General features: G+C 67.1%; 23 protein-coding genes. 12 read left to right on the top strand and 11 right to left on the bottom strand.

The features are described 5' to 3' along the window. Positions 1–742 (bottom strand): FadR/GntR family transcriptional regulator (locus ACZY0B_RS06670; protein ID WP_463763377.1); only part of this gene is annotated, 742 nt, incomplete at its 3' end. Positions 743–763: 21 nt separating this feature from the next. Next, the gene (locus ACZY0B_RS06665; RefSeq protein ID WP_463763244.1) at positions 764–1,957 is read right to left on the bottom strand and encodes a thiolase family protein; all 1,194 of its coding nucleotides are present in this window, start codon (positions 1,955–1,957) and stop codon (positions 764–766) included. 67 nt (positions 1,958–2,024) lie between these two features. Here ACZY0B_RS06665 and ACZY0B_RS06660 point away from each other — a divergent pair, with 67 nt between their 5' ends. Then, entirely contained in the window at positions 2,025–2,369 is a 345-nt protein-coding gene (locus tag ACZY0B_RS06660) for a Zn-ribbon domain-containing OB-fold protein (RefSeq protein ID WP_463763243.1), read from the top strand. Positions 2,370–2,376: 7 nt separating this feature from the next. Here ACZY0B_RS06660 and ACZY0B_RS06655 read toward each other — a convergent pair whose 3' ends face one another. Continuing rightward, a complete protein-coding gene (locus tag ACZY0B_RS06655; RefSeq protein ID WP_463763242.1) occupies positions 2,377–4,554 on the bottom strand; it encodes an acyl-CoA dehydrogenase in 2,178 nt (725 codons plus the stop codon). A gap of 129 nt (positions 4,555–4,683) precedes the next feature. Beyond that, positions 4,684–5,442, bottom strand: a complete 759-nt coding sequence (locus tag ACZY0B_RS06650; protein ID WP_463763241.1) for an SDR family NAD(P)-dependent oxidoreductase — start codon at positions 5,440–5,442, stop codon at positions 4,684–4,686. A 111-nt stretch (positions 5,443–5,553) separates the two neighbouring features. On the opposite strand from ACZY0B_RS06650, the gene ACZY0B_RS06645 reads away from it, so the two are divergent. Genes ACZY0B_RS06645 through ACZY0B_RS06630 form a run of 4 tightly spaced genes read left to right on the top strand, consistent with a single transcriptional unit; the run spans position 5,554 to position 11,838 of the window. Beyond that, positions 5,554–7,095, top strand: a complete 1,542-nt coding sequence (locus tag ACZY0B_RS06645; protein WP_463763240.1) for an ATP-dependent DNA ligase — start codon at positions 5,554–5,556, stop codon at positions 7,093–7,095. Between the two features lie 36 nt (positions 7,096–7,131). Next, entirely contained in the window at positions 7,132–9,393 is a 2,262-nt protein-coding gene (locus ACZY0B_RS06640; protein WP_463763239.1) for a carbon starvation CstA family protein, read from the top strand. 45 nt (positions 9,394–9,438) lie between these two features. Then, complete coding sequence (locus tag ACZY0B_RS06635) at positions 9,439–10,956, top strand: Hsp70 family protein (protein WP_463763238.1); 1,518 nt, start codon at positions 9,439–9,441, stop codon at positions 10,954–10,956. Between the two features lie 54 nt (positions 10,957–11,010). Beyond that, positions 11,011–11,838 carry an oxidoreductase gene (locus tag ACZY0B_RS06630; RefSeq protein WP_463763237.1) on the top strand — a complete coding sequence of 276 codons (828 nt, stop codon included), beginning with the start codon at positions 11,011–11,013 and terminating at the stop codon, positions 11,836–11,838. 49 nt (positions 11,839–11,887) lie between these two features. Here the strand turns inward: ACZY0B_RS06630 and ACZY0B_RS06625 are convergent, their stop codons facing one another. The 3 genes from ACZY0B_RS06625 to ACZY0B_RS06615 all read right to left on the bottom strand — a co-directional run bounded on the left by ACZY0B_RS06625 (position 11,888) and on the right by ACZY0B_RS06615 (position 15,722). Continuing rightward, a complete protein-coding gene (locus ACZY0B_RS06625; protein ID WP_463763236.1) occupies positions 11,888–12,994 on the bottom strand; it encodes an NDMA-dependent alcohol dehydrogenase in 1,107 nt (368 codons plus the stop codon). Between the two features lie 16 nt (positions 12,995–13,010). Continuing rightward, positions 13,011–14,285, bottom strand: coding sequence for a cytochrome P450 (locus tag ACZY0B_RS06620; RefSeq protein ID WP_463763235.1), 1,275 nt, complete (start codon positions 14,283–14,285; stop codon positions 13,011–13,013). Positions 14,286–14,423: 138 nt separating this feature from the next. After that, positions 14,424–15,722 carry a sensor histidine kinase gene (locus ACZY0B_RS06615; RefSeq protein WP_463763234.1) on the bottom strand — a complete coding sequence of 433 codons (1,299 nt, stop codon included), beginning with the start codon at positions 15,720–15,722 and terminating at the stop codon, positions 14,424–14,426. A 36-nt stretch (positions 15,723–15,758) separates the two neighbouring features. Between ACZY0B_RS06615 and ACZY0B_RS06610 the strand changes: the two genes are divergently transcribed. Next, the gene (locus ACZY0B_RS06610; RefSeq protein ID WP_463763233.1) at positions 15,759–16,433 is read left to right on the top strand and encodes a response regulator; all 675 of its coding nucleotides are present in this window, start codon (positions 15,759–15,761) and stop codon (positions 16,431–16,433) included. Here the strand turns inward: ACZY0B_RS06610 and ACZY0B_RS06605 are convergent. Then, positions 16,426–16,620 (bottom strand): ferredoxin, encoded by a 195-nt coding sequence (locus ACZY0B_RS06605; RefSeq protein WP_463763232.1) that lies wholly within the window; start codon positions 16,618–16,620, stop codon positions 16,426–16,428. The two genes, ACZY0B_RS06610 and ACZY0B_RS06605, sit on opposite strands and share 8 nt — an antisense overlap. 216 nt (positions 16,621–16,836) lie before the next feature. On the opposite strand from ACZY0B_RS06605, the gene ACZY0B_RS06600 reads away from it, so the two are divergent. Genes ACZY0B_RS06600 through ACZY0B_RS06585 form a run of 4 tightly spaced genes read left to right on the top strand, consistent with a single transcriptional unit; the run spans position 16,837 to position 21,289 of the window. Next, positions 16,837–18,045 carry an acetyl-CoA C-acetyltransferase gene (locus tag ACZY0B_RS06600; RefSeq protein WP_463763376.1) on the top strand — a complete coding sequence of 403 codons (1,209 nt, stop codon included), beginning with the start codon at positions 16,837–16,839 and terminating at the stop codon, positions 18,043–18,045. A 2-nt stretch (positions 18,046–18,047) separates the two neighbouring features. Next, entirely contained in the window at positions 18,048–18,836 is a 789-nt protein-coding gene (locus ACZY0B_RS06595) for an enoyl-CoA hydratase/isomerase family protein (protein ID WP_463763231.1), read from the top strand. Further along, positions 18,833–19,975, top strand: coding sequence for a CaiB/BaiF CoA transferase family protein (locus ACZY0B_RS06590; protein ID WP_463763230.1), 1,143 nt, complete (start codon positions 18,833–18,835; stop codon positions 19,973–19,975). The genes ACZY0B_RS06595 and ACZY0B_RS06590 overlap by 4 nt, the downstream gene beginning before the upstream one ends. An 18-nt stretch (positions 19,976–19,993) precedes the next feature. Continuing rightward, entirely contained in the window at positions 19,994–21,289 is a 1,296-nt protein-coding gene (locus ACZY0B_RS06585; RefSeq protein ID WP_463763229.1) for an acyl-CoA dehydrogenase family protein, read from the top strand. Here ACZY0B_RS06585 and ACZY0B_RS06580 read toward each other — a convergent pair. Then, positions 21,286–21,930, bottom strand: a complete 645-nt coding sequence (locus tag ACZY0B_RS06580) for an MspA family porin (RefSeq protein WP_463763375.1) — start codon at positions 21,928–21,930, stop codon at positions 21,286–21,288. The genes ACZY0B_RS06585 and ACZY0B_RS06580 overlap by 4 nt on opposite strands. Positions 21,931–22,168: 238 nt before the next feature. Here ACZY0B_RS06580 and ACZY0B_RS06575 point away from each other — a divergent pair, with 238 nt between their 5' ends. After that, on the top strand, positions 22,169–22,426 hold the full coding sequence (locus ACZY0B_RS06575) for a hypothetical protein (protein WP_463763228.1): 258 nt from the start codon (positions 22,169–22,171) through the stop codon (positions 22,424–22,426). Positions 22,427–22,433: 7 nt separating this feature from the next. Here ACZY0B_RS06575 and ACZY0B_RS06570 read toward each other — a convergent pair whose 3' ends face one another. Both ACZY0B_RS06570 and ACZY0B_RS06565 read right to left on the bottom strand, forming a co-directional pair. Beyond that, complete coding sequence (locus tag ACZY0B_RS06570) at positions 22,434–23,393, bottom strand: phosphotransferase family protein (protein WP_463763227.1); 960 nt, start codon at positions 23,391–23,393, stop codon at positions 22,434–22,436. Further along, on the bottom strand, positions 23,393–24,193 hold the full coding sequence (locus ACZY0B_RS06565) for an SDR family NAD(P)-dependent oxidoreductase (RefSeq protein ID WP_463763225.1): 801 nt from the start codon (positions 24,191–24,193) through the stop codon (positions 23,393–23,395). The genes ACZY0B_RS06570 and ACZY0B_RS06565 overlap by 1 nt, the downstream gene beginning before the upstream one ends. Positions 24,194–24,371: 178 nt before the next feature. Here ACZY0B_RS06565 and ACZY0B_RS06560 point away from each other — a divergent pair, with 178 nt between their 5' ends. Then, positions 24,372–25,007 carry an HD domain-containing protein gene (locus ACZY0B_RS06560; protein ID WP_463763224.1) on the top strand — a complete coding sequence of 212 codons (636 nt, stop codon included), beginning with the start codon at positions 24,372–24,374 and terminating at the stop codon, positions 25,005–25,007. Positions 25,008–25,009: the final 2 nt, after the last annotated feature.

Genomic DNA, 25,009 nt, shown 5'->3' with positions numbered 1-25,009 from the left:
CCCGGCCTGCGGGGTCGCCCGGGTGATGCTCTTGCAGCCAGGCGGTCACCGCTTCGACGTGTCGCTCGGACAGCGTCTTGGCCCGGGCGGAATCGCCGGCGGTAACCGCGGCGACGATTTCGGCGTGATCGCTGTGCATGTAGTCGAGCGCCTCGATGGCCTCGCTCGCCGAATCGGTCCGTGACCGCAGGGCGTAGCGGGTGGTAAGCCTCATCAACACGTCGATAAAGAGTTGCAGGACCGGGTTTTTCGACTGTTCCGCCAGCGCAATATGGAATTCGTCGGGCGGCGCCGGCAAACCCGGCCGCCACTGTTCCTCCGCGCGCAGCACCTCGCGTAACCGCTCGATGCCGGCTTCGTCGATCCGCTCCGCCGAAAGCGAGGCCGCCAACGGCTCGAGGACCAGCCGTGCGTTGAGTAGATCGGCGAGCGTGGTGCCAAGGTATTCGAGATAGATGACCACCGCGCGAGTCGCGGGTCCCGCGTCCGGCTCGCTGATCAGCAGCCCGCCGCCCGGACCGCGGCGCATCCGTGCCACCCGATGGTGCTCGACGAGGCGAACGGCCTCGCGCAGTACCGATCGGCTCACGCCAAAACGTTCTTGCAGAGCGTGTTCGGAACCCAGCGATTCTCCGACGGGCCAGCCCCGGCGAACGATGTCCGCCTCGATCTGGCGGGCGATCGTCGCAGCCAGTTTCTTTGTCCCTCCCGCGCGCGGCGCGGGGCCTACCTGAAGGTCAATGCTGGACTCCCACAAGCTGTCTCAACAGCTGAGCAGCATGCAACCCGCGACCGGACCCCCGCCCACGGAAACCACGCCGACCTCGGGCCGCTGCGACACCTGCCGCTCACCCGCTTCGCCGCGCAACTGCAGACACCCCTCGTGCAGCGCCCAGTAGCCGTGCATGCGCCCCGCTGAAAGCTGGCCGCCGTAGGTGTTCAACGGCAGTTGCCCGTCGCGGGCGATCCGCGCGCCGCCCTCGACGAACGGGCCGCCCTCGCCGTCGCCGCAGATTCCCAGGGCTTCCAACCAGGCCAGGGTGAGATAGGTGAAGCCGTCGTACAACTCGGCGAGCGCGAGGTCGGCGGGTGTCAACTCGGTGCGCGACCACATCTGCGCGGTCGCATCCGACATCGCCATCTTCGGGTAGTCGTCGCGGTGGAACCAGCCACCGGCGCCGTCGGATCCGCCGATCGCCTCCACCCGCACCGGCCGGTGCGGGCAATCGGGTCCGTATTCCGCGTTGGACACCACCACGGCGATCGACCCGTCGATGGGCACGTCGCAGTCCAGCAGCCCGAACGGCGTCGACACCAAACGCGCCCCTAGGTAGTCGGCCATCGTCATCGGTTCGCGGTACACCGCAAGCGGATTCAGCGCGGCGTTGCGCCTGCCGTTGAGGGCGATCCAACCCAGCTGCTCCTTGGTGGTTCCGTACAACTCCATATGGCGACGGCAGTTCAGCGCCAACCAGTTCGCGGCGGAATACGCCTGGGCCGCAACCAGATCGTTGACATCGTCCATCGCGCCGACCGCGGGTCGCTCTGCGCCCTCGGGTGTTTCGAACATCCGCGCCAGCGGCGGGGCGGGCGCGTTTTCCTCCTGCTTGACCGGCACTGTGCCGCCCAGCATTTGAATGGTTCGGTACACCACCACATGGCGGGCGCGTCTTTCGGACACCGCGCGGCATGCCGACATCACCGGGCTCAGCAGTCCGCCGGTGCCGAAGCCGCTGCCGCAGTCGGCCGCCTCGATCCGCAGTTCGGCATTGACCTCTTCGGCCGGGGTATCGCCCAACGTCGCGATGCCGTCGACGTCGGCGGGCGCCAAGCCGGCGTCGGCGATCGCGCTTCGGACTGCCTCCATGGTCAGGTCCCGCCCCGGGATGCCGGTCCGGCGGCCGATCCGGGAAATGCCGATACCGGACACGATCGCGTCCTTTTCGAAATACGTCATCTGCACCGCCCGTCAGAGAAGAACCCGTCGCACGCACACCGAATCAATAGAGTGTACTGTATTCCCCGTGTCAGCCGAGTCGACATCACAGCTGCTGATCGAGCATTGCGACGACTGCTCGCGCTGGGTGCATCCCGCCGCCGGGAAATGCCGCCAGTGCGGCGCCGCACTGGTCGGGCGCCCGATCTCGGGACAGGGCACGGTGTTCACCTACACGGTCAACCACCATCCGTATAACCCGGAGGTCCCCGTCCCCTACGTGATCGCCATCGTCGAGCTCGCCGAACAAAGCGGGCTGCGCGTGGCAGCTAATATCGTTGACTGCGAACCGGATTCGGTGACGTGCGGGATGGCGGTCAGCATTCGCCCCGAGAAGGGCGCCGGCGGCGCGCCGTTGTTCGCGCCCTCCTGACGGCCCCCTAGTTGATCAGCGGGTCACGCGGCATGCCGAGAATTCGCTCGGCGATCTGGTTCCGGGTGACTTCCGAGGTACCACCGGCGATCGCCATGCCGCGCGCGCCCATGATCAGCCGGCCCGGCGCCGCGCCGGCGCCGTCGACCAGCGCGACCTCGGGCCCGGTCAGGGCGGCCATGATCGCGGCGCCCTCCACCATGTGCTCGGCCAGCTTCAGCTTGGTGACGTTGCCTTCCGGCCCCGGGCCCGCACCTTCGACGCTGCGTGCGACCCGGCGCAGGTTGAGCAACCGCAGGGCCGTTTCATTGGCAAGGTAGGTCCCGACCCGAATATCCGCGCCCGCCAACCGATCTGAGTGCTGCCGGGCCAGTTCTACCAGCGCAGTAGCCAACCCCTCGTAGAACGATCCGCTGCCGCCGATGCTGACCCGCTCGTTGCCCAGCGTTGCTCGCGCGACCGTCCAGCCCGAGTTCGGCGCCCCGACAACATCTTCGTCGGGAACGAACAGGTCGTTGAAGAACACCTCGTTGAAGTCCGAGCCGCCGGTGATCTGCCGCAGCGGCCGCACCTCGACCTCGGGCGCCTTCATGTCGACGATCACCGTGGTGATGCCGGCGTGCTTTTTCGCTGCCGGGTCGGTGCGCACGGTGGCCAGGCCGCGCGCGCAGTAGTGCGCCCCACTGGTCCACACCTTTTGGCCGTTGATCTTCCAGCCACCGTCGACCCGAGTGGCCTTGGTCTTGATGGACGCCGCATCCGACCCCGCCTCGGGTTCGGAGAAGAGCTGGCACCAGATCTCGTCTTTGCGCAACGCCTTCTCGACGAATCTTTCGATCTGCCAGTCGGTTCCGTGCTGGATCAGGGTCAGGATCACCCATCCGGTGATGCCGTAGTCCGGGCGCTTGATCCCGGCCGTGCGAAACTCTTCCTCGATCACCAGCTGCTCCACCGCGTCGGCGGCCAGGCCCCACGGTTTGGGCCAGTGCGGCATCACATAGCCGGTCGCGATCAGCTTGTCGCGTTGTGCCTGCTTGTCGAGGGCGGCGAGCTCGGCGGCGTCGGCATGGATCCGGGTTCGTAGTTCCTCAGCCTCGGGAGGCAGGTCCAGGCTGTTTTCCCGGACGGCGCCCGCCGCGGTGCGCTCGAACACATCCCGGGCCGGCGTGTCGCCGCCGAAGAGCGCCGAAGTCACCAGCGCCCGGCGCAGATGCAGATGCGCGTCATGCTCCCAGGTGAAGCCGATGCCGCCGTGCACCTGAATGTTGAGCTCGGCATTGCGGGCATACGCCGGAAGTGCCAGCGCCGCAGCGACTGCCGCGACGAGGCGGAACTGTTCCTCGTCCTCCGCCGCCGCACGCGAGGCGTCCCATACCGCGGCCGTCGCCGACTCCACGGCAACGAGCATGTTCGCGCAATGGTGCTTCACCGCCTGGAAAGTGGCGATCGTCCGGCCGAATTGCTGGCGCACCTTCGCGTAGTCGACGGCGGCGTCGACGCAGTCGGATGATCCGCCCACCGCCTCGGCGGCCAGCAACGTCCGCGCCCGGGCCAGCGCCGATTCCCGGCCGCCCGCAACGATGTCGTCGGCACTGACGCTGACGTTGTCCAGGCGAACCCGCCCGGAACGCCGAGTCGGGTCGAGGTTCTCGGGCACGTCGACCGCCACACCGGCGCGGCCGCGGTCCAGCAGCAGAACGTCGTCGCCGGCGGCGATGAGCAGCAGCTCGGCGAGCCCGGCCCCCAACACGACTCCGGCGTCGCCGTCGGCTGTCCGACCGTTCGGGCCGTCTTTGACCTGTACTTCGCTGCCCAGGCCGATCCCCGCCGTGACGGTGCCGTCGATCAGGCCGGGTAGCAACCGCGACTTCTGTTCGGCCGTGCCGTCTTTGGCGATCAGTGCCGACGCGATCACCGTCGGGACGAACGGACCCGGGGCGACCGCACGGCCGAGCTCTTCGATCACCACTACGAGTTCGGGCAACCCGTAGCCGGAGCCGCCGTGTTCCTCGTCGACGTGCAGGCCAAGCCAGCCGAGTTCGACGATGTCGGGCCAGAAGGTGGGCCGGCCCTCTTCGGGGCTGTCCAGCAGGGCTCGCGCCGCTGCGCGCGCCTTCTGCGAAGTCAGGAATGCGCGAGCGACCTCAGCGAGCTCGCGATGGTCGTCGGTAAGTGCGATACCCATGGGGGACCTCCTCGCGCCAGTACCCTCCCCGCACCGTCGTCGGGTGGTTGGCCTACCCCGCTCCGAGGGGGAGCGGGGCGGCTGCCTAAAGAGTGTACTTATTTGCGGACAGGCCCCCAGCGGGGGTCTCTACTTGGGCGCGAAGCGCTGTCCGGCGTCCAGCCGCAGGCACTGGCCGTTGAGCATCGGGTTGTCGACGATGGCCACCGCCAGCTTCGCGTACTCCTCGGGCCGTCCCATCCGCTTGGGGAAGGCCGCGTCGCGGGTCAGCGTCGCCGCCATCTCGTCGGGAACCATCGACGTCAGGCCGGTGAGGAACAGGCTCGGCGCGATTGCCAGCACGCGGATGCCCATCGATCCCAAGTCGCGCGCCATCGTCAGGCACATGCCCGCGATCGCCGCCTTGGCGGCGGTGTAGGCGACCTGTCCGATCTGGCCTTCGAAGGCGGCGATCGAAGCGGTGTTGATGATGACGCCGCGCTCTTCGTCTTCGGGCTCGTTCTTGGCCATGTGCGCGGCGGCCAGCCGGCTGATGTTGAAGGTGGCGATGAGGTTGAGATCGATCACGGATTGGAAGGATTCGAGGTCGTGCGGGCCCGACTTGGTCAGCGTGCGCTTGGCTATGCCGCCGCCCGCGGTGGTGACCACCACGTGCAGGCCGCCCAGCTTGTCGACCGCGGTCTGCAACGTCTCCTCAGTTCCCTTGAAGTCCGTGACGTCGACCGGGTAGAACGCGCCGCCGATGCTCTCGGCCACCGCTTTGCCGTCGGAACCCTCGCGGTCGAAGATGGCAACACTCGCACCACGTTCGGTGAGCAGTTCGGCGGTGGCACGACCCATCCCCGACGCACCGCCGATGACGACGGCCTTCTTCCCATTGATCTCCATCCGGCCTCTCCTTTTTGGGTTGTCAGATCCTGTGCAATCTGTAACGTTACGTAGGAACGCTAGCGTGTCCGCCGCAGCGGGTTGTCACCGAGGGATGCCAAGCTGGCGATCGTGCTCCTTCTCGAGGTGGTAGCGACATCGGTTGACGTCGGCGCCACGCCGTCACGGTTGACCAAGGTCGCGCGCATCGCCGACCTGCTGACCCGCGCCGCACCGGACCCGGAATTGGTCGCGATCGTCGTGTCGTGGCTCTCCGGCGAGCTGCCCCAGCGCCAGATCGGCGTCGGCTGGGCGTCGTTGCGGTCGCGACCGCCGCCGGCTTCGGCGCCGGAGCTCACCGTTACCGGCGTGCACGCCACCTTCACCGAGATCGGCGCCGTCGCGGGCAAGGGATCGCAGGCGCGTCGGGCCGAACTCCTCGCGACGCTGTTGGCCGCCGCCACCGAATCCGAGCAGACGTTTCTGGTGCGGCTGCTCTCCGGCGAACTGCGTCAGGGCGCACTGGCCGGGATCATGTCCGACGCGGTGGCCAAGGCCGCCGACATCGCGGCCGCCGCGGTACAGCGCGCGGCGATGCTGGGCGGCGATCTGCCCGCGGTCGCCGCAGCCGCCCTGTCCGGTGGAGCGGTGGCGCTGCAGGCGTTCACGCTGCGGGTGGGCCAGCCGGTCGGCCCAATGCTGGCTCAGACAGCGACCAGCGTGGCCGACGCCCTCGAACGCCACGGCGGCACAACGATCTTCGAGGCAAAGCTGGACGGTGCACGAGTGCAGATCCACCGCGCCCAAGACGCGGTCACCGTCTATACGCGAAGCCTGGACGACGTCACCGCCCGGCTGCCCGAGGTGGTGGAGGCGACGCTGGCGCTGCCCGTCAACGATCTCATCGCCGACGGCGAGGCGATCGCGCTGCGGCCCGACAACCGGCCGCACCGCTTCCAAGTCACCGCATCCCGGTTCGGCCGATCGGTCGACGTGGCCTCGAAAAATGCGGGAGCCCAAGCGGCGCAACCGCTTTCGGTGTTCTTTTTCGACATCCTGCACTACGACGGCGTCGACCTGCTGGACGCGCCGACCACCGAGCGGCTGGCCGCCCTGGACGCGCTGGTGCCGCCCCGGCACCGGGTCGATCGGTTGACCACGTCGGACCCCGGCGCCGCCGCGTCCTTCCTGGAGGCGACGCTGGACGCCGGCCACGAGGGAGTGATGGCAAAGGCGCCGGAGGCGCCGTACCAGGCCGGCCGTCGCGGGGCGGGCTGGCTCAAGGTCAAGCCGGTCCACACGCTCGACCTTGTGGTGCTCGCCGTCGAATGGGGTTCGGGACGCCGACGCGGCAAACTGTCCAACATCCACCTGGGCGCACGTGATCCGGCGACCGGCGAATTCATCATGGTGGGAAAGACTTTCAAGGGCATGACCGACGCCATGCTGCAGTGGCAGACCGCGAGGTTCAGCGAACTCGCCGTCGGATCGATGGACGGCTATGTCGTGCAATTGCGCCCCGAGCAGGTCGTCGAAATCGCGCTCGACGGTGTGCAGAAATCGACGCGCTACCCGGGCGGGCTGGCGCTGCGGTTCGCCCGAGTCGTGCGCTACCGCGACGACAAGAGTCCGGCCGAATCCGACACCATCGACAACGTCCGTGCGCTGTACTGATTCCGCCGGGCGACGAGCTGCTCGTCGTCGTAGGGTTTGACCGTGACTGTGCATGACAAAGGCGTCAGCTACATCCGCACCGACGACGACTTGCCGCCCGTCGCGATCATCGACCGCTCCCCCATCAGCGTCCGGCACAAGGTCGTCTTCGGAATCATCGCGCTGCTCGGCGCGATCGCCTGGGCCATGATCGCGTTCGTGCGCGGCGAGACGGTGAACGCCGTGTGGTTGGTGGTCGCCGCGATCTGCACATACGTCATCGGGTTTCGGTTCTATGCCCGGTTGATCGAGATGAAGGTCGTTCGCCCGCGCGACGACCACGCCACACCCGCCGAGATTCTCGACGACGGCGCCGACTACGTGCCGACCGACCGGCGGGTGCTGTTCGGCCATCATTTCGCCGCGATCGCCGGGGCGGGACCACTGGTCGGTCCGGTGCTGGCCACCCAGATGGGCTATCTGCCCTGCAGCATCTGGATCATCTTCGGCGCGGTATTCGCCGGCGCAGTGCAGGACTATTTGGTGCTGTGGATCTCCACCCGGCGGCGGGGCCGTTCGCTGGGCCAGATGGCCCGCGACGAGCTCGGCGCCACCGGCGGCGCCGCCGCGATCGTCGGCGTCCTCGTCATCATGGTGATCATCATCGCGGTGCTGGCGCTGGTGGTGGTGCGGGGACTCGCCCAGAGCCCGTGGGGCGTGTTCTCCATCGCGATGACCATCCCGATCGCTGTCTTCATGGGCTGCTATCTACGGTTCCTGCGTCCCGGGCGGGTGGGCGAAGTCTCGCTCATCGGTTTCGCATTGCTGATGCTCGCCGTGGCCTCCGGCAATTGGGTCAGCGAAACCTCTTGGGGCGCATCCTGGTTGAACCTGTCCGCGGTCACGGTCTCGTGGTTGATCATCATCTATGGCTTCGTGGCCTCGGCGCTGCCGGTGTGGTTGCTGCTGGCGCCGCGCGATTACCTGTCGACGTTCATGAAGGTCGGCGCCATCGCGCTGCTGGCGCTCGGCATCTTCATCGCGCACCCGGTCATCCAGGCGCCCGCCGTCTCGCGGTTCGCCCACAGCGGCGACGGGCCGGTGTTCCCCGGCTCGCTGTTCCCCTTTCTGTTCATCACCATCGCGTGCGGCGCGCTGTCCGGATTCCACGCGCTGATCGCGTCGGGGACGACGCCGAAGCTGCTGGAGAAGGAAAGCCAGATGCGCTTCATCGGCTACGGCGGCATGCTCACCGAATCGTTCGTCGCCGTCATGGCATTGATCAGCGCGGCGATCCTCGATCAGCACGTGTACTTCGCGCTCAACGCCCCGGCCGCACAGACCGGCGGCACCGCGGCCACCGCAGCGCACTACGTCAACGGGCTCGGCTTGCCGGGCGCCCCGGCAACCGCGGACCAACTCAATCAAGCCGCCGCCGGCGTCGGCGAAAAGTCGATCGTGTCGCGCACCGGCGGAGCGCCGACGCTGGCGGTGGGCATGTCAGAGGTGTTGAACCGGGCCTTCGGCGGCGCCGGTCTCAAGGCGTTCTGGTACCACTTCGCGATCATGTTCGAGGCGCTGTTCATCCTGACCGCCGTCGACGCGGGCACCCGGGTCGCGCGTTTCATGCTGTCGGACGCACTGGGCAACCTGGGCGGTCCGCTGGCCAAGCTGCAAAATCCGAGTTGGCGACCGGGCGTCTGGGGCTGCAGCCTGGCCGTGGTCGCGGCGTGGGGCGGCATCCTGCTGATGGGCGTGACGGATCCGCTCGGTGGCATCAACACGCTGTTCCCGCTGTTCGGTATCGCCAACCAGCTGCTCGCGGCGATCGCGCTGACCGTGATCACCGTGATCGTGATCAAGAAGGCACTGCTGAAGTGGGTGTGGATTCCGGGTGTCCCGCTGCTGTGGGATTTGACGGTCACGCTGACCGCTTCGTGGCAGAAGATCTTCTCGGCGGATCCGGCGATCGGCTACTGGTCGCAACATTTTCAGTATTCGGCCGCCAAGGACGCGGGCAGGACCGCCTTCGGCTCGGCGAAGAATGCACACCAGCTCGACGCGGTCATCAGGAACACCTTCATCCAAGGCACGCTGTCGATTCTCTTCGCGCTCGTGGTGATCATCGTGCTGGCCGCCGGAATTATGGTTGCGCTCAGGACAATTCGCGGTGGCGGCAGGCCGCTGACCGAGGACGACCCGGTACCGTCGAGGATGTTCGCGCCCTCAGGCCTGATTGCCACCGCCGCGGAGCGGGAGGTGCAACGGCAATGGGACACGCCGCAGGCGGCACTGTCCGGCGAGCGCCACGCCGGATAAGCCTAGAGTCCCGAAGTTCGCTGCACCGCCCTAAGATTGTGCGGAATGAGAGTCGGTATCGACTTCGGCACCACGCACACTGTCGTCGCACTCGTCGACCGGGGTAACTACCCGGTCGTCTCGTTCGACGGCGTCGATGCCTGGCCTTCGCTCATCGCCGCCAACGCCGCAGGGGAGCTGCGATTCGGGGTGGACGCCGCCGCCGTCCGCCACGACCGCCAGTGGTCGGTGTTGCGATCGATCAAACGTCTGCTCAACGACGCCGGACCGCAAACCGAGGTGACGTTGGCCGGCCGCAGCTATCGATTGACCGAACTTCTCACCGGCTTTCTGGCTCAGCTGAAGAGCGATCTTCTGCAGCGCTCGAATGGTTGCCTGACGCCGGGCGACGCCGTCGAGGCGGCCATCAGCGTGCCCGCCAATGCCTCCAGCGCGCAGCGCCTGCTGACGCTGGACGCCTTCGTGGCGGCGGGATTTCACGTCGTCGCGCTGCTGAACGAACCTTCCGCCGCGAGCCTCGAATACGCCCATCGCTATCGCTCCACCATCACCGCCAAACGTGAGTACGTCCTGATCTACGACCTCGGCGGCGGCACCTTCGACGCGTCGCTACTCAAGATGACCGGGCACTCGAACGAGGTCGTGATCAGCGAGGGCATCCAGCGCCTGGGCGGTGACGATTTCGACGAGGCGATTGTGCAACTCGTCTCCGACGGCGCGAAACTGCGCGACGTGGATGACGCCGCGCTTGAACTTCTTCGGGAGGAGTGCGCGGTTCGCAAGGAGGCCGTCGGGCCACAGACGCGCCGCTTCCTGGTGGACCTGACGGGGATCGATGACGGGGTCGATCGCCCGCCCTTCGCTTGCGGCATCGACGACATCTACTCGGCATGTGCGCCGCTCGTCCAACCCACGATCGATCTCCTCAGCCGGATCCTGCACGACGGCAGCAGGGATGTGGCGTGGTCCGAGGTCGCCGGCATCTACGTGGTGGGCGGGGCCGGCGGCTTTCCCCTCGTCTCGCGGATGCTGCGCACCACCTTCGGTGAGAAGCGCGTCAAACGCTCGCCGCACCCCTTTGCCGCCACGGCCATCGGTCTGGCCGTCTTCCTCGACAAAGAGTCCGGTTTCGGTTTGTCCGAACGCTTTTCGCGCCACTTCGGCGTCTTCCGCGAGGCCGAGGCGGGCGCCGGCGTCGTCTTCGATCCGATCGTGCGCAAGGACGTCTCACTGCCCGGCGACGAGGACACTCCGCTCATCGTCCGGCGGACGTACCGAGCGGCGCACAACATCGGGCACTTCCGCTTCGTGGAATGCAGCCGCCTCGTCAACGGCCGCCCCGACGGCGACGTGACCCCCTACGATCCGGTCCTGTTCCCCTTCGACCCCGCCCTCTACGACCGCGACGACCTCGGGCGCCAGCCGGTCGGCCGGTGGACGGACGGACCGGATGTCGAAGAGCGCTACGTCGTTGCGCCCAGCGGTGCTGTGGAGGTGACGCTCACGACGCAACCGGGCGGTTTCATGCGCACCTTCCGCCTGGAGCGGTGCGTCTCCGCATAGCCGTCGGGCGCAATGTCGAGTTTGAAACCGTCCCGAATGGAAGAAGGACCCGCGATGCCCACCTGGCTCATCACCGGCTGCTCAACCGGACTCGGCCGTGCGCTCGCCGACGCTGTGATCGGGGCCGGCCACAATGCCGTCGTCACCGCGCGCGACGTCGCGAAGGTCGCGGATCTCGCCGACGCAGCACCCGATCGGGTGCTGCCCGTCGCGCTGGACGTCACCAACCCCGATCAGATCGGCGCGGCCATCCAGCAGGCCCAGGAGCGGTTCGGCGGCGTCGATGTGCTGGTCAACAATGCCGGCTACGGCTATCGCGCCGCGGTCGAGGAAGGTGACGACGCGGAAGTCCGCACCCTGTTCGAGACGCACTTCTTCGGCGCCGTCGCCATGATCAAGGCGGTCCTGCCCGGCATGCGGGAGCGCCGCAGCGGCGCGATCGTGAACATCTCCTCAATCGGCGCAACGGTGACTCCGGTGGGGTCCGGCTACTACGCCGCGGCCAAAGCCGCCATCGAAGGGATGAGTGGCGCGCTTCGCGGCGAGTTGGCCCCGCTCGGCATCTCGGTGACCGTTGTCGAGCCGGGCGCATTTCGCACCGACTTCGCCGGGCGCTCGCTGGTCCAAGCAGCCACTGCGATCGGCGACTACGCGGGCACCGCAGGACAGCGTCGCAAGGAAAACGACACCATGCATGGCAATCAGGCCGGCGATCCCGCCAAGGCCGGCGCCGCGATCGTCACCGCCGTCGAATCGAGCGAGCCGCCCGCGTTCCTGCTGCTGGGCCCCGACGCGCTGGCCCTGTATCGCTATACCGCCGACGCCCGCGGGAGCGAGATCGCGAAATGGGAACAGCTGTCCGGCAGTACCAACTTCGACTGAACGGCCGGCCGGGGCGGGCAATCCCGTCTCGCAGCAGCATGGGAATGGTTCAGAAGCGAATCAGACCGCGCAGATTCACGCCGGCATGCATGTCGTCATAGCCTTGGTTGATCTCCTCGAGGGTGTACTCGCGGGTGACGAGCTCGTCGAGCTTGAGCGCTCCGGCGCGGTACAGGTCGAGCATGCGAGGGATGTCATGCCGAGGATTCGAGGACCCGAAAAGCGATCCGCGAACCTGCTTTTCGTACAACGTCAAATCGAACAGCGACATGTCGACGCAGGTATCGGTCGGGTGCGGGATCGCCGTCATCACCACCCTGCCGCGCTTGCCGACCAGGCTCAGCGCCTGCGCCACGTACGCACCCTCGGCCGAGTCGGTGCTGACCACGCAGACATCGGCCAGCTGGCCACGCGTGAGCTCGTTGATCAGGGCTTGGGCCTCCGCGACCGTCGCCGCGGTGTGGGTGGCCCCGAACTCGAGAGAACGGCACCGTTTGTACTCGACGGGATCGAGCGCGACGATGACGCGTGCGCCCGCGATCCGGGCCCCCTGCACGGCGTTCATGCCAATCCCGCCCACACCCATGACCACCACGGTGTCGCCGTCTCGCGCTTCGCCGGTGCGCACCATGCTTCCGTAGCCGGTAGTGACTCCGCACCCAACCAGGGCAGCGGTGTCCAGCGCCGTGGACGGATCCACCTTGATCACCGAGGCCAGTGGCACCACCGTGTATTCGGAGAACGTTCCGAGCACGCACATTTGGCCCAGCCCTTGGCCTTTCGCGTGGAACCGGAAGGTGCCGTCGAGTTGCGGTCCTGCGATGATGGCGGCACCGAGCACGCACAGGTTGCTCATGCCGCGCGAACACGGTTCACAGCGACCACAGGCCGGAATGAAACTCAGCGCCACCGAATCGCCTTGGGCGACTTCGGTGACACCCGGGCCGACATCGACGACGACGCCGGCGCCCTCATGCCCGCCGACCACCGGTAGCTGCATCGGCATGTCGCCGGTGATCAGGTGGTCATCGGAGTGGCACAGCCCGGCGGCGGCCACCTTGACCAGGACCTCGTTCTGCTTGGGCCCGTCTAGGTCGACCTCTTCGACCTCCCACTTCTGGTGCAGCCCCCACAGCACCGCTGCTTTGGTTTTCATCGAATGTTCCTTACCTTCAGCGCTTCTCGGGCGTCCAGGTCGCCGGCAGGCTGTTGACGCCGTTGATGAAGTTGGCGAGGGCGTAGTGGGGTTCCGGCGCCGAGATGTCCGGAATGCGCGTGTACACCTCGGTAAGCAACGCCTTGAGCATCGTGCGCGCCAGCGCCGCACCGAGGCAGAAGTGCGGGCCGCCCCCACCGAAGGCGATGTGCGGGTTCGGGTTTCGCAGGATGTTGAATGTATGCGGCTCGTCGAAGACATCCTCGTCCCGGTTGCCCGAGTAGTACCACAGCACGACCTTGTCGCCGGCCTTGATATGCGAGTCGCGCACGGTGATGTCCTGGGTGGCGGTGCGGCGCATGTGCAGCAACGGCGATCCCCAGCGCAGCACCTCCTCGACGGCGGTGCCGACCCGGCCCTCTACGTCCTCGGCGAGCAGCGCGCGCTGGTCGGGGAACTTCGAGAGTGCGGCGATGGCATGGGCCGAAGCGTGCCGCGTGGTGTCGTTGGACGCGACACCCATCAGCACGAAGAACGCCTTCAGTTCGTCGTCGGTCATCTTCTTGCCGTCGAACTCGGCCTGCACCATCCAGGTCATCAGGTCGTCACCGGGGTTGGCCCGCCGCTCGGGAATCAACACCGTTGCCACCTCGTGCAGGTCCATCACGGCGCCCATGAACAGTTCGAGTTCGCTCTGCTCGCCGCGGATGTTCGGGTCCGTCCAGCCCACCAGCCGCTGGGCGGCCGTCACGGCCTTGTCACGCAGTTCGCCCTCGGGCAGCCCGAAGAAGCTGCCGAAGATGCGTCCGGGCAGCTTGACCGACACCAGTTGGACGAAGTCCCCTTCACCGAGGTGCGCCATTTCGCTGACCAGGTCGTGGGCGTGCCCGCGGATCCAGCCTTCCAAGCGGCGCACGTTCTTGGGCTTGAAGGCTTCCGTCGTGATCCCGCGCAGCTGGGTGTGCCGCGGGGCGTCCATGGCAATGAACGACTGCGCGATCTCCACCGCCTCGGGGGCGAAGTCCTCCATCGTGATGCCCTGTGCGGAGGAGAAAATCTCCGGGTGGCGGCTGGCCATCCGGATGTCGTCCTGTTTGGTCAGCGACCAGAACCCCCTGGTGTTGAGCTCGGGAGGCAGCAGATCCGACTCCGCGGGCCGACTCCACGGGACGGGGTTCTCCGCGCGCAGGACGGCGAACGCCGCATCGCGCGCTTCCGGGGGCTTGGCCCAGAACGCGCGGGCGCTCAGATCGATGTCCTTGTGGGTGGGCGCGGTCGTGGGTGCGGTCATCTGGAGTCCCTTTCTGGCCGGGTGATGTGGTACAGGTCACCGCGGCATCGCACCCATGCTCGTCAGCGCGGCGGCGGTGCGGCACAGGCGCAGGTGCCAATCACTGGCCTGCACGGGCCAACGCGGCCAGCCGGCCGGTCAGCCGATTGGCGCGCGGAAGGTGGCGACTAGGCCGCCACCGTCGCGCGCGGCGAAGTCGACCCGGCCGCCCATCGCTTCGGCAATCTGCTGGACGATCCACAAACCCAACCCCGCGGTGCCGCGCTGCCCGCCGACGCTGACGTACTTGGTGGTGAGCTCGCCGAGGCTCTCGGCAGGAATCCCCGGGCCCCGGTCGAGCACCGCGAGGACCAACACGTCGCCGTCGCGCGAGCAGGTGACGTCGACGGGTTCGCCTCGGCCATGCCGGGAGGCATTCTCCAGAAGATTTGTCGCCACCCGGCGCAACCCCTGGGCGTTCACGGCCGCGGCGTCGACGTCGCCGCTGACACTCAGCCGCAACCGCGGCGCCGCCAGGCCGACCGCGTCGGCGGCGGCGACAACGAGGTCGGCCACGTCAACACGGCGAACCCGACCCGCTGAGAATGTCGGGCGGCGACTCAGCGCGACGTCGGACAAGGCATCGAGCATGTCGGCCAGGTGACGCACGTGCCGGGCCACCAGCTGCAGACTGGTGTCCCGGTCGACCTGCGACATTGGATCTGTCGAAGTCAGCGCCTCTGTCAGCGCCTCCAAAGATGTGACCGGGGTGCGGAATTCGTGCACCAACACCTGCAGTCCATCCTGTTGCGACTGGTAGGACCGCAGCAGGCGTGCCCTCAGATCGCGTTCCTCCTCGGCGGCGGCGTGTTCGGCCTCCGCCTCGAACAGCGCCCGCAGCCGGGAGCGGTGTTCGCGTTCGGCGAGCGCGGACAGCCCCGCGGTGATGATCGCGACGAACAGCAAATACAGCGCCGACCAGCCGGCCTGTAGCGCAGGAGCCGCGGTGACCGGAAGCTTCGGCGAGGTTGTCAGCGCGAGGGGAATGTAGGCGGCGCCCAGGAGGACAGCGACGAGCAAGGTTTCGCTGAAGGACAGCCGCGCCGCCGACGCGATGACCGCCAGGGCCAACACTGCGACCACCGGGCTGTAGACCCCTCCGCTCAGCGCGATGAGCGCCAGCGTGAATGCCGAGTCGAACCCGGTGACCAGCCACGAGTACCGAGTGCGCCGAACTTCCAGCTGCGGATAGGCCATCACGACGGCCGCGTAGACCATCGCGGCGGCGAGAACGGCCACCGTGGTCGCGGTGTGCTGACGGACCCAGTGCGGCCCGATCGCCAGCAGCACACCGATCGAGATGACAACGGCGACCCGTACCGCGACGACGGTCCGACCCAGCCCGTAGTCCTCGCCGTCGAAGTCCACTGTGGTCCTGAGCTGATCGAGCGGTCTCACCTGGCTGACCATAGAGTTGGGGCTAGCATCGCGGCAATGACCCGCTCGCCGTATGTCGTGGTGATCGTGGACGACCACGAGCTGTTCGCACAGGGCCTAGCCCTGCTGCTCACCCGCGAGTGGGGCGAATTGTTCAGCGTCGGCGGTCAGACGGCATACGTCGAAGAGGCCGCCGATCTGGTGGCCCGCTGCGATGCCGACGTCGCGATCGTCGACCTGTCGATGCCACCGCTGGGCGGGGTGGCCGCCATCCGGCACATCAAATCGCGCCACCCGACGACTCGCATCCTGGCGCTGTCGGGAACGGACGATCTGAGGCTGGCCGAAGAGGCGTTGCGGGCGGGTGCCGACGGCTTCCTGCCCAAAACCGCACGCCCCGAAGCACTGGCCGGCCCACTGTGGACGATCGCCGAAGGGTTGCGGGTCATCGATGGTTCGCTGCTCGACGCTCTGCTGAGCAATATCCGTAAGCCGCCGTCCGAGCTGCTGGACAGTCTGTCCGCCCAGGACCTTCGGGTGTGGACGCTGTTGGCGACCGGCATGGAGACCGGCGACATCGCGCGCCGGATGGTGGTGTCGGAGCGCACCGCCAAACGTATGGTGGCCGCGTTGCTGCACAAACTCGGGGTCAGCAACCGCATTGCCGCTGCCGCGTTGGCCGGACGCTACCGGTTGCTGGATGACCTTGCCGAAACTGACCGGCTCAGTTGACGATTCGGATCGCTTGTGTGGGACACATCGCGGCGGCCCGGATCAGGCGGTCGCGATCGGCCTCGGGCGGGTCCGGCTCGAGCACCACCACTTGTTCGGCACCGTCAGGGATGTCGAATACGTCTGGAGCGGCCAGCAGGCACTGACCGTGTCCCTCACACAGGTGGTAGTCGACCGCGATGTGCATAAGCGCCAGTATCGGCAGCGGTCGCGTACGGCGGACGGTCCGCACGCGCCAGATCTGGCCTGTCCGGGCCACGCGAGAATGGCTTCGCCAATTCGGAGAAGATTGTTCTCCAATCCCGAGAGACGAATTACGATCACTGATGATCAACGGAGATCACCATGACGACAATGCCGACCGCCGGTCGGCGCCGAACGGGAGCCTGACATCGACGCCTGGATTGTTGACGCGGTACGCACGCCCCGTGGGCGAGGCCGCCCGGACGGCGGACTGCACAAAGTACATCCGCAGACATTGTTCGCCACCTGCCTCACGGCGCTGGCCACGCGCACCGGCTTCGAGCCCGCGGACGTCGATGACGTGATCGCCGGCAACGGCATCTTGTCCGGTGACCACGGCGACGACATCGCGCGCCTGTCGGTTCTGCTGGCCGGCTGGCCCGAAACCGTGCCGGGGATGACGCTGAACCGGTTCTGCGGATCGGGTCAGCAAGCCGTCACCGTTGCGGCGTCCTCGATCGGCGCGGGCAGTGCGGATCTGATGATTGCCGGCGGAGTCGAATCGATGTCCCGCTGGGACGTCACGGCCGGAGTGCCGACGATCGACGGCAACAACGCGGACTTCCGTGCGCTTTATCCGACGGTACCGCAGGGCATTTCGGCTGATCTCATCGCGACGCTCGAGGGTTTCACCCGCGAGGTCGTCGACACCTACGCGGTGCAAAGCCAGCATCGGGCCGCCGCGGCCATCGATGAGGGAAGATTCGATCGCTCCCTGGTGCAGGTGGCCACGCCCGACGGCGCATTGACCCGGGACGAGCACCCGCGCCCCGGGTCGTCGGCCGAGACGCTGGCGCGGCTGCGGCCGGCGTTCGCGACGATGAGTGCGGCATGTGCCGACGGCGAACACCGCACCTTCGACGAGATCTGCCTTGAGCGCTACCCCGGCATCGACCACATCGACCACGTCCACCACGCGGGCAATTCCTCCGGGGTGGTCGACGGTGCGGCAGCCGTGTTGCTCGCATCACCGAATTGGGCGCAGGCCAACGGTGTAGAGCCGCGCGCACAGATCAGGGCCGCCGCCGCGATCGGCAGCGAGCCGATCATCATGCTCACCGCACCCGGTCCGGCGGCGCAGCGCTGCCTGCAGCGAGCCGGCATGACCGTGGCCGACATCGACCTGTGGGAGATCAACGAAGCCTTCGCCGCCGTGCCGCTCAAGACGATCCGCGACCTCGACATCGATCCCGACCGGGTCAATGTCAACGGCGGCGCGATTGCCCTGGGCCACCCGATCGGTGCCACCGGCGCGATGCTGATCGGAACCATCCTCGATGAGCTCGAACGTCGCGATCTGACGACAGGACTGGTGACGATGTGCACCGGTGGCGGCATGGGTACCGCGACGATCATCGAGCGGGTGTAACGATGCCGAGCACGCTCGACCTCGACCGGCCGCGTGACGGCGTCGTTGTCCTGCGCCTGAACCGCCCCGAGCGGCTCAACGCTATCAACGCGGCCATGCAAACCGAATTGACCGAGGTACTGAAAGATTTAACCGACGACGGCTCGGCGCGCGCCGTCGTTCTCACGGGCACCGGTCGGGGCTTTTGCGCCGGAATCGACATGCGCGACTTCGGGCCCGGCATGCTCGAGGCCACCGCGCCGGCACTGGACCGGATGCGGTTTCAGGAGAGGATGGCCGCACTGGCGGAGGCTCTTCGCGCGCTGCCCGCACCCGTCGTCGCCGCCGTCAACGGCCCATGCGTCGGCGCTGGATTCGCGCTGTGCCTTGCCTGCGACATCCGTATCTGTTCGACGGCAGCATCATTCGGCAATGCCGCAATCCTGCTCGGGTTGTCGGGCGCCGAGATGGGCATGAGCTATCACCTCCCCCGCATCGTCGGGACCAGTGTCGCCGCCGACTGGATGCTCACCGGCCGCACGGTGTCGGCGGCCGAAGCCGATCGGCGCGGTCTGATCAGCGAGCTCGTCGAGCCGGATCGGCTGACCGACCGTGCACTCGAGTTGGCGTCGCTGATCGCAGGCCATTCGCCGCTGGGCGTGCAGCTGACCAAGCGCGCGCTGCAGGTCAACACCGACGCGGCGAGCCTCTCCTCGGCGCTGGAATTGGAGAACCGCAATCAGGTGATCTCGCACGCCACCGAGGAAGCGGCCGCGCGCCGGCAAAAGTGGGCTTCGGGACAGATCCAGTGAGCGGTCCGCTCAATGGCGTTCGCATCGTGATGATGGGCGGCCTGGGGCCCGCCCCATTCTGCGGGATGTTGTTGGGAGACTTGGGCGCAGACGTGGTCCGCGTCGACCCTGTTGCGGGCGTCGACGGTCCACCTCCCATCGACTACACGGTCCGGCGCAGCCAGCGGTCGCTTGCCGCCGACGTGAAGGATCCGCGCGGCAGGGACCTCGTGCACCGGCTGGTCGCCGACGCCGACGCCTTCGTCGACGTGTACCGACCGGGTGTGGCAGAGCGGCTGGGCATCGGCCCGGACGCGCTGCGAAACCAGAATCCGCGTCTGGTGTACGCCCGCATGACCGGCTATGGCCAGGACGGACCGCTGGCCGGCCATGCCGGCCACGACATCAACTACCTCGCGCTCGCGGGCGCCCTGCACGGCATCGGCACCGCCGAATCACCGATTCCGCCACTCAATTTGGTCGGTGACTACGGCGGCGGCGGAATGCTTCTGGCGGTCGGCCTGCTCAGCGCGATTCTGGAGGCCCGCGACTCGGGTGAGGGTCAGGTGCTCGACGTCGCCATGGTAGACGGTGTCGCCACCCTGCTGGCCCCGTACTTCGGGATGGTGCCGGCGGGCACCTGGCGCGACCGCCGCCAGGACAACCTGCTCGACGGTGCCGCGCACTTCTACGGCGCGTACGCCACCGCGGACGGACACCACATCGCCGTAGGCGCAATGGAACCCAAGTTTTACGCCGAACTCTGTGATCGCCTTGGCGTCGACGTTCCTCAGGACAGCGACGAGCCGGCCGCCTGGGCCGCGCACCGCGCTGTGTTGGCCGCACGCTTCGCCACAAAGTCTCGCGCCGAGTGGGAACGACTCCTCGACTCCCCTGGATGCTGTGCGACACCGGTACTTTCACTGTCGGAGGCACCGCGGCATCCGCACCTGGTCGCGCGGGATGCCTTCATCGAGGTGGACGGGATCACCCAGCCCGCGCCGGCGCCGCGCTTCTCACGCACCCGGCCCGACGCGCCCTCGCCGCCGTCGTTGCCGGGCGATCACACGCACGCCTTGCTGCGCGAGATGGGATTCGATGAGCACGCCGTCACCGAACTCGTCGACGCCGGCGTGGTGGCGCAAAGCAACTCGCACTGACGAACGAAGGGACGAAAGATGTCGTGGGATTTCTCCACTGATCCACAGTGGGCGCAACAACTCGAATGGGTCGAGGATTTCGTTCGTACCGAGTGCGAGCCCATCGACCTGATCGTTAAGGAGTCGCACGATCTGGGCGATCCGGTGCGCCAAGCGCTGATCCCACCACTGCAGGAGATCGTCAAGGACCGCGGACTGTGGGCCACTCACCTCGGTCCTCATCTGGGTGGCCCGGGCTACGGTCAGGTGAAACTGGCCCTGCTCAACGAGATTCTGGGCCGCTCGGAGTGCGCGCCGATCGTGTTCGGTTCCCAAGCTCCCGATTCCGGCAACAGCGAGATCCTCGCGCACTACGGCACGCCCGAGCTCAAGGCGCGTTACCTCGAACCGCTGCTGGATAACCGAATCGTGTCCTGCTTCTCGATGACCGAGCCGCAGGGCGGCGCGGACCCGAAGGTGTTCACCACGTCCGCGGTGCCTGACGGCGATCATTGGATCATCAACGGGGAGAAGTGGTTCTCGTCGTTTGCTTCGATGGCGTCGTTCATCATCGTGATGGCAATGACGGACCCCGACGCACCTCCCTACCAGCGCTACTCGATGTTCGTCGTCCCGGGCGACACCCCCGGCATCAACGTGATGCGTGACGTCGGATTGGGCTATCAGCCCCCGGGCGGCGGGCGCGAAGGCTACGTCCGCTACGAGAACGTGCGGGTGCCGGCCGATCACATGCTGGGCCCCCGCGGCGGGGCTTTCGTCGTGGCGCAAACCCGCCTCGGCGGCGGGCGTATTCATCACGCGATGCGCACCGTCGGCTTGGTCCGACGGATCTTCGACATGATCTGTGAGCGGGCCGTATCCCGCTACACCCAGGGCGAGGCGCTCTCCAACAAGCAACTGGTGCAGGAGATGATCGCGGACTCGTGGATGGAGATCGAGGCGTTTCGGTTGCTGACTCTTCAAACCGCTTGGAAGATAGACCAATTCAACGACTACAAGGCGGTGCGCGCCGACATTTCCGCGGTCAAGGCGATGATGCAGAAGGTGCTGCATGACGTGTCGGCGCGGGCGCTGCAGCTACACGGTTCGTTGGGCACCACGCATGAGATGCCGTTCGTGCAATATCTGGTGGAGTCCTTCGTGCTCGGGCTTGCCGACGGCCCGACCGAAGTGCACAAGGTGACGTTGGCTCGCCTGTTGCTCAAAGACCGTGAGCCCGCGCCCGATCTGTTTCCCTCCGAGCACCTGCTGCGGCTGCGTGCGGCCGCCGAGGCCAAGTTCGCCGACAAGCTAGCCGGCATCCCGCGCGGCTAGACCGCTTTGGTGACACCGACGTACGACAGCACCACGTCGGATTGGTCAGTCACCCGGGTCAACGTGGCGTAGGAGCGGATGAATGATTGGCCCACACAACCGTCGATCCTGACGTGGAAGTTGGCGATCATGATCCACGGATGGGGGCCCTTGAATTGCTTCTTCGCCACCGGCACCACGACCACGAAGCCGGGCTTGAGCCCCACGTTGATCGACCCGTTCACCGGTACGGTGATGAACGGCAGAAGAGGCGGCAACACGCCGCTGGTGTCAAACGTCGGGCTGAGACCGGGGGCGATGCCCATGTTGCCGCCGAGGTCGACGCCGTTGGACGTGCTCATGTCGATGCCACAGCCGATCTCGTAACCCGCCTCGAGAATGCCTTGCGGCTGTCCCGGCCCGCTCAGGTCACCGACAAATGTTCCGGTCGCGATGTACTCGCGGGACGAGACCGCGGTCGTCAACGGCGCGACCGGAGTCTGAGCCTCGTCCTTCGCGCCAAGGCCCAATCGCCAGCCATCCGGGGTATTGACGATTTCGGGCGGATTCGAGGGCACCAGCCCGTCATTCGGTGGCGTAGCGGCACCAGCGGGCTGAACGTCGGGATCGGCGGCGGTGGACGGCGCCATGGTCAGCGTCATCAGAAAGCACATCGTGACGACCGCAGCGTTGCGGACGACCCCGGCTATTGTCCCCACGGGCGAAACCGTAAGTACCGCGCCGTGTGCATAGCGGCATTTGCTGGTCGCCCCGGCAAAGTCGTTGCGCGTTCGTAACTGATACGCGATGTGGCTGCGGCACGCTGACATTGCCCCATGTAGCCAGGCGCGCCGCTAGAATTGCGGGAGTGGCACACCGCAACGATCAGAGAGGGCGGCGATGAAAGCTCGTTCATACGCTCGCGGACTGGTTGCCGGTGCGGTCAGCGTCCTGGCCTTGTGGGGCGGCACCGGGCTGGCGCGGGCGGACGATACCAATCCCGACCCCGAGCCGCCGATGCTCCCAGAGATCGGCCAATTCAACACGGTCGACGCTCCCTCGTTCTTTACGAACCCCGCCAACCGAGGCATCCCACGGGAGAAAAACTGGGACGGCATCGGAAACTATTGCCAGAACATCTTTATCAAGTGCCGCTAACGCTGGCCTAGCCCACCATTGAGCGCGCCCGCTCCAGCAACCGCGGCAAGGCGGGCGCCATGGCTTCCCATTCCTCCCGCGGAGTCTTCCTTCGGCGGTTGTGCTTGACGATCAGCGACCACGTCGCCGCCGACTTGAAGCATGCCAGCGCGCTGAACCAGGCCAAGTCCGCGACCTCGCAACCCAGCTCGTCCTGGTAGATCTCAGCGAGCTCGGCGATCGGCGGTGCGATTCCAGCCGGGTCGGGAACACGTTGATAGGTGTCCGGGTCACAGTTGATCAGAAACCAGCCCGCATCGCTTCGCGGATCACCGATCGACCAGATCTCCCAATCGATTACCGCGTTGATGCTCGCTCCGGCGGCCATCAGGTTGCCCAGCCGGAAGTCACCGTGCACCACGCTGGGCCCGATAGCGGTTGGCGCGCAGCGTAATAGCGAGTCACGCACACCCTGCCAGTCGGGGACGAGTGCCGCATCGACAGTCTGCAACGTGTGACACCAGCGCTCGACTTCTGAGACCGGATCGATGACCGGTTCCCCGCCCAGCCCGAGCTCGCTCGGCGACAGCCTGTGCAGGGCGGCCATCGCCCGGCACGCGTTGCGGTAGCGCTCGACGACCTCGGGTGCCGGCGGACAGCCGTCGAACAGCGGCTCTACGCAGTCGCCTTCGACGTGCGACATCACGAACAGCGGAGGGGCCAGCGGTGGATCTCCCGGCTCCTCCCACAGCACCTCGGGAACCGGAACCCGGGTCGCGGCAAGCGCTTTGAGGATGCGGGCCTGCCGCAGCACATCCCGGTGCGCGATCGGCTCAACGCCCGGCGGGGCGAGCTTGATCACCACTGACCTGCCGGATCGCGCGCCGCGGAAGGTGAAGCTGGACGCACCGCCCGCCAGCGCCGTGACGTCGGTGACGTCGGCAGCGGCGAGCCGGCGTCGCAGCTCGTCGAGGTCGACCTCGACCATCAGCCGGCCGGTTGAAACCAGCCGACCTCGGCGAGGAAGGACTGGGTATGCGCGATGCGACCGGTCAGGGTTTTCGGATCCCCCGTGCACAACCGATAAGCGGTCTCGGTGATCAGCTCGATGTCCTCGGTGTCGGCCTTGGCCAGGTCGAGGGTGCCCGCGCCCGGCGTCGCCACCGGATTGGACGGAGCCGCGGCGTTGACGGCGATACCGTCGTCGTACAGTTCCGCGGCAAGGCTTTTCGTCAGCCGGTTGAGCGCCGCCTTGGCGGTCCCGTAAATCCCGAAGCCCGCGGTTCGGTCGAATTCGGAGAACGGCGGGCCGGGCGGTAAGTCGCCACCGACCGAGGTGAGGTTCAGAATCCAGCCCCGCCCGCGTTCGCGCATCGCGGGAATTGCCAACTGGCACAGGTGCAACGGGCCAAGGACATGCATCTCCATCATCAGCCGGGCGCGCCGCTCGGGAAACCCGTCGAGGGGTCGCAGGAAGGTGACCGCGGCGTTGTTCACCAGGATGTCCGGGGCGCCGACGGCAGCCACCACCTCACCGAACAGCCGCTCGCGTTCCTCGGGCTGGGACAGATCTGCCTGGACGGCGATGGCTTGGCCTCCGGCCGCGACGATCTCGTCGGCGGTCTCGCGTAGCGATCCCTGGTATTTGGGGTCGGGGTCCATCGTGCGGGCGGTCAGCGCGACCGTGGCGCCCTGCGCGGCGAGTCGCGCGGCGATCGCCTTGCCCAATCCGCGGCTGCTGCCGGTGACCAGGGCCACCATCCCGTCGCATCGTTGGTTGGTGCTCATCGTCGACCTCCTCGGGGCGGTTCGGTAAACGGAAATGGCTTCTCCAATGCAGAGAATGCCATTATCACCGATCGATGCGAAGCATAGGCACGGCCCCCTGGCATCGTGGCTCAAATCGTGGGAATCATGTCGTTTTAGCCACTCACCAGATGGCCGCCGCGACCCTAACGTTGTGACTATGCAGGTCATTTCAACTCTCCCCGACACCCCCATCGCGCAGGCCGCCATCCGGTTGGCGCAGTCGACCGAGTCGCCGTCAGTGTTCAACCACAGCGTGCGCAGTTACCTGTTCGGTGAGCTGGTCGCCGCACGCGAGGGAATGCGCCCTGGCGCGGACTACGACGGGGATGCCCTGTTTTTGGGATGCGTCCTGCACGACCTCGGCGCCGGCTCCGCGTCGCCCGGCAAGGAGCGGTTCGAAGTCGAGGGTGCCGACCTCGCGGCAGCGCTGCTGACCGAACACGGCTGCGAGCGCACGCTGGTCGACTGCGTGTGGGAAGCCATTGCGTTGCACACCTCGATGGGCATCGCCGACCGGCGGGGCGCGCTGTGCCACCTTGTCCGCAGCGGTGTGGGTGTGGATTTCGGCCGCAACGCCGAATTCATCGACGACGAAATCGCCGCCACGATCCACGCCCGCTATCCGCGGCTGGCGATGGCGCGCACGCTGCTGGACGCGATCGTCGCGCAGGCAGAGCGCAGCCCAGAGGCGGCGCCGCCCTACACATTTCCCAGCCAGGTGCTGCGTGAGCGCCAGACCGACGGCATCACCCTGCTGGAACTCGCGGCCTCGCATGGCCGGTGGGGCGACTGATC

This window comes from Mycobacterium sp. IDUB_19, from assembly GCF_055419445.1.
Note: the sequence above shows the minus strand (reverse complement) of the source record. Positions and strands in the feature narration are given on the sequence as shown.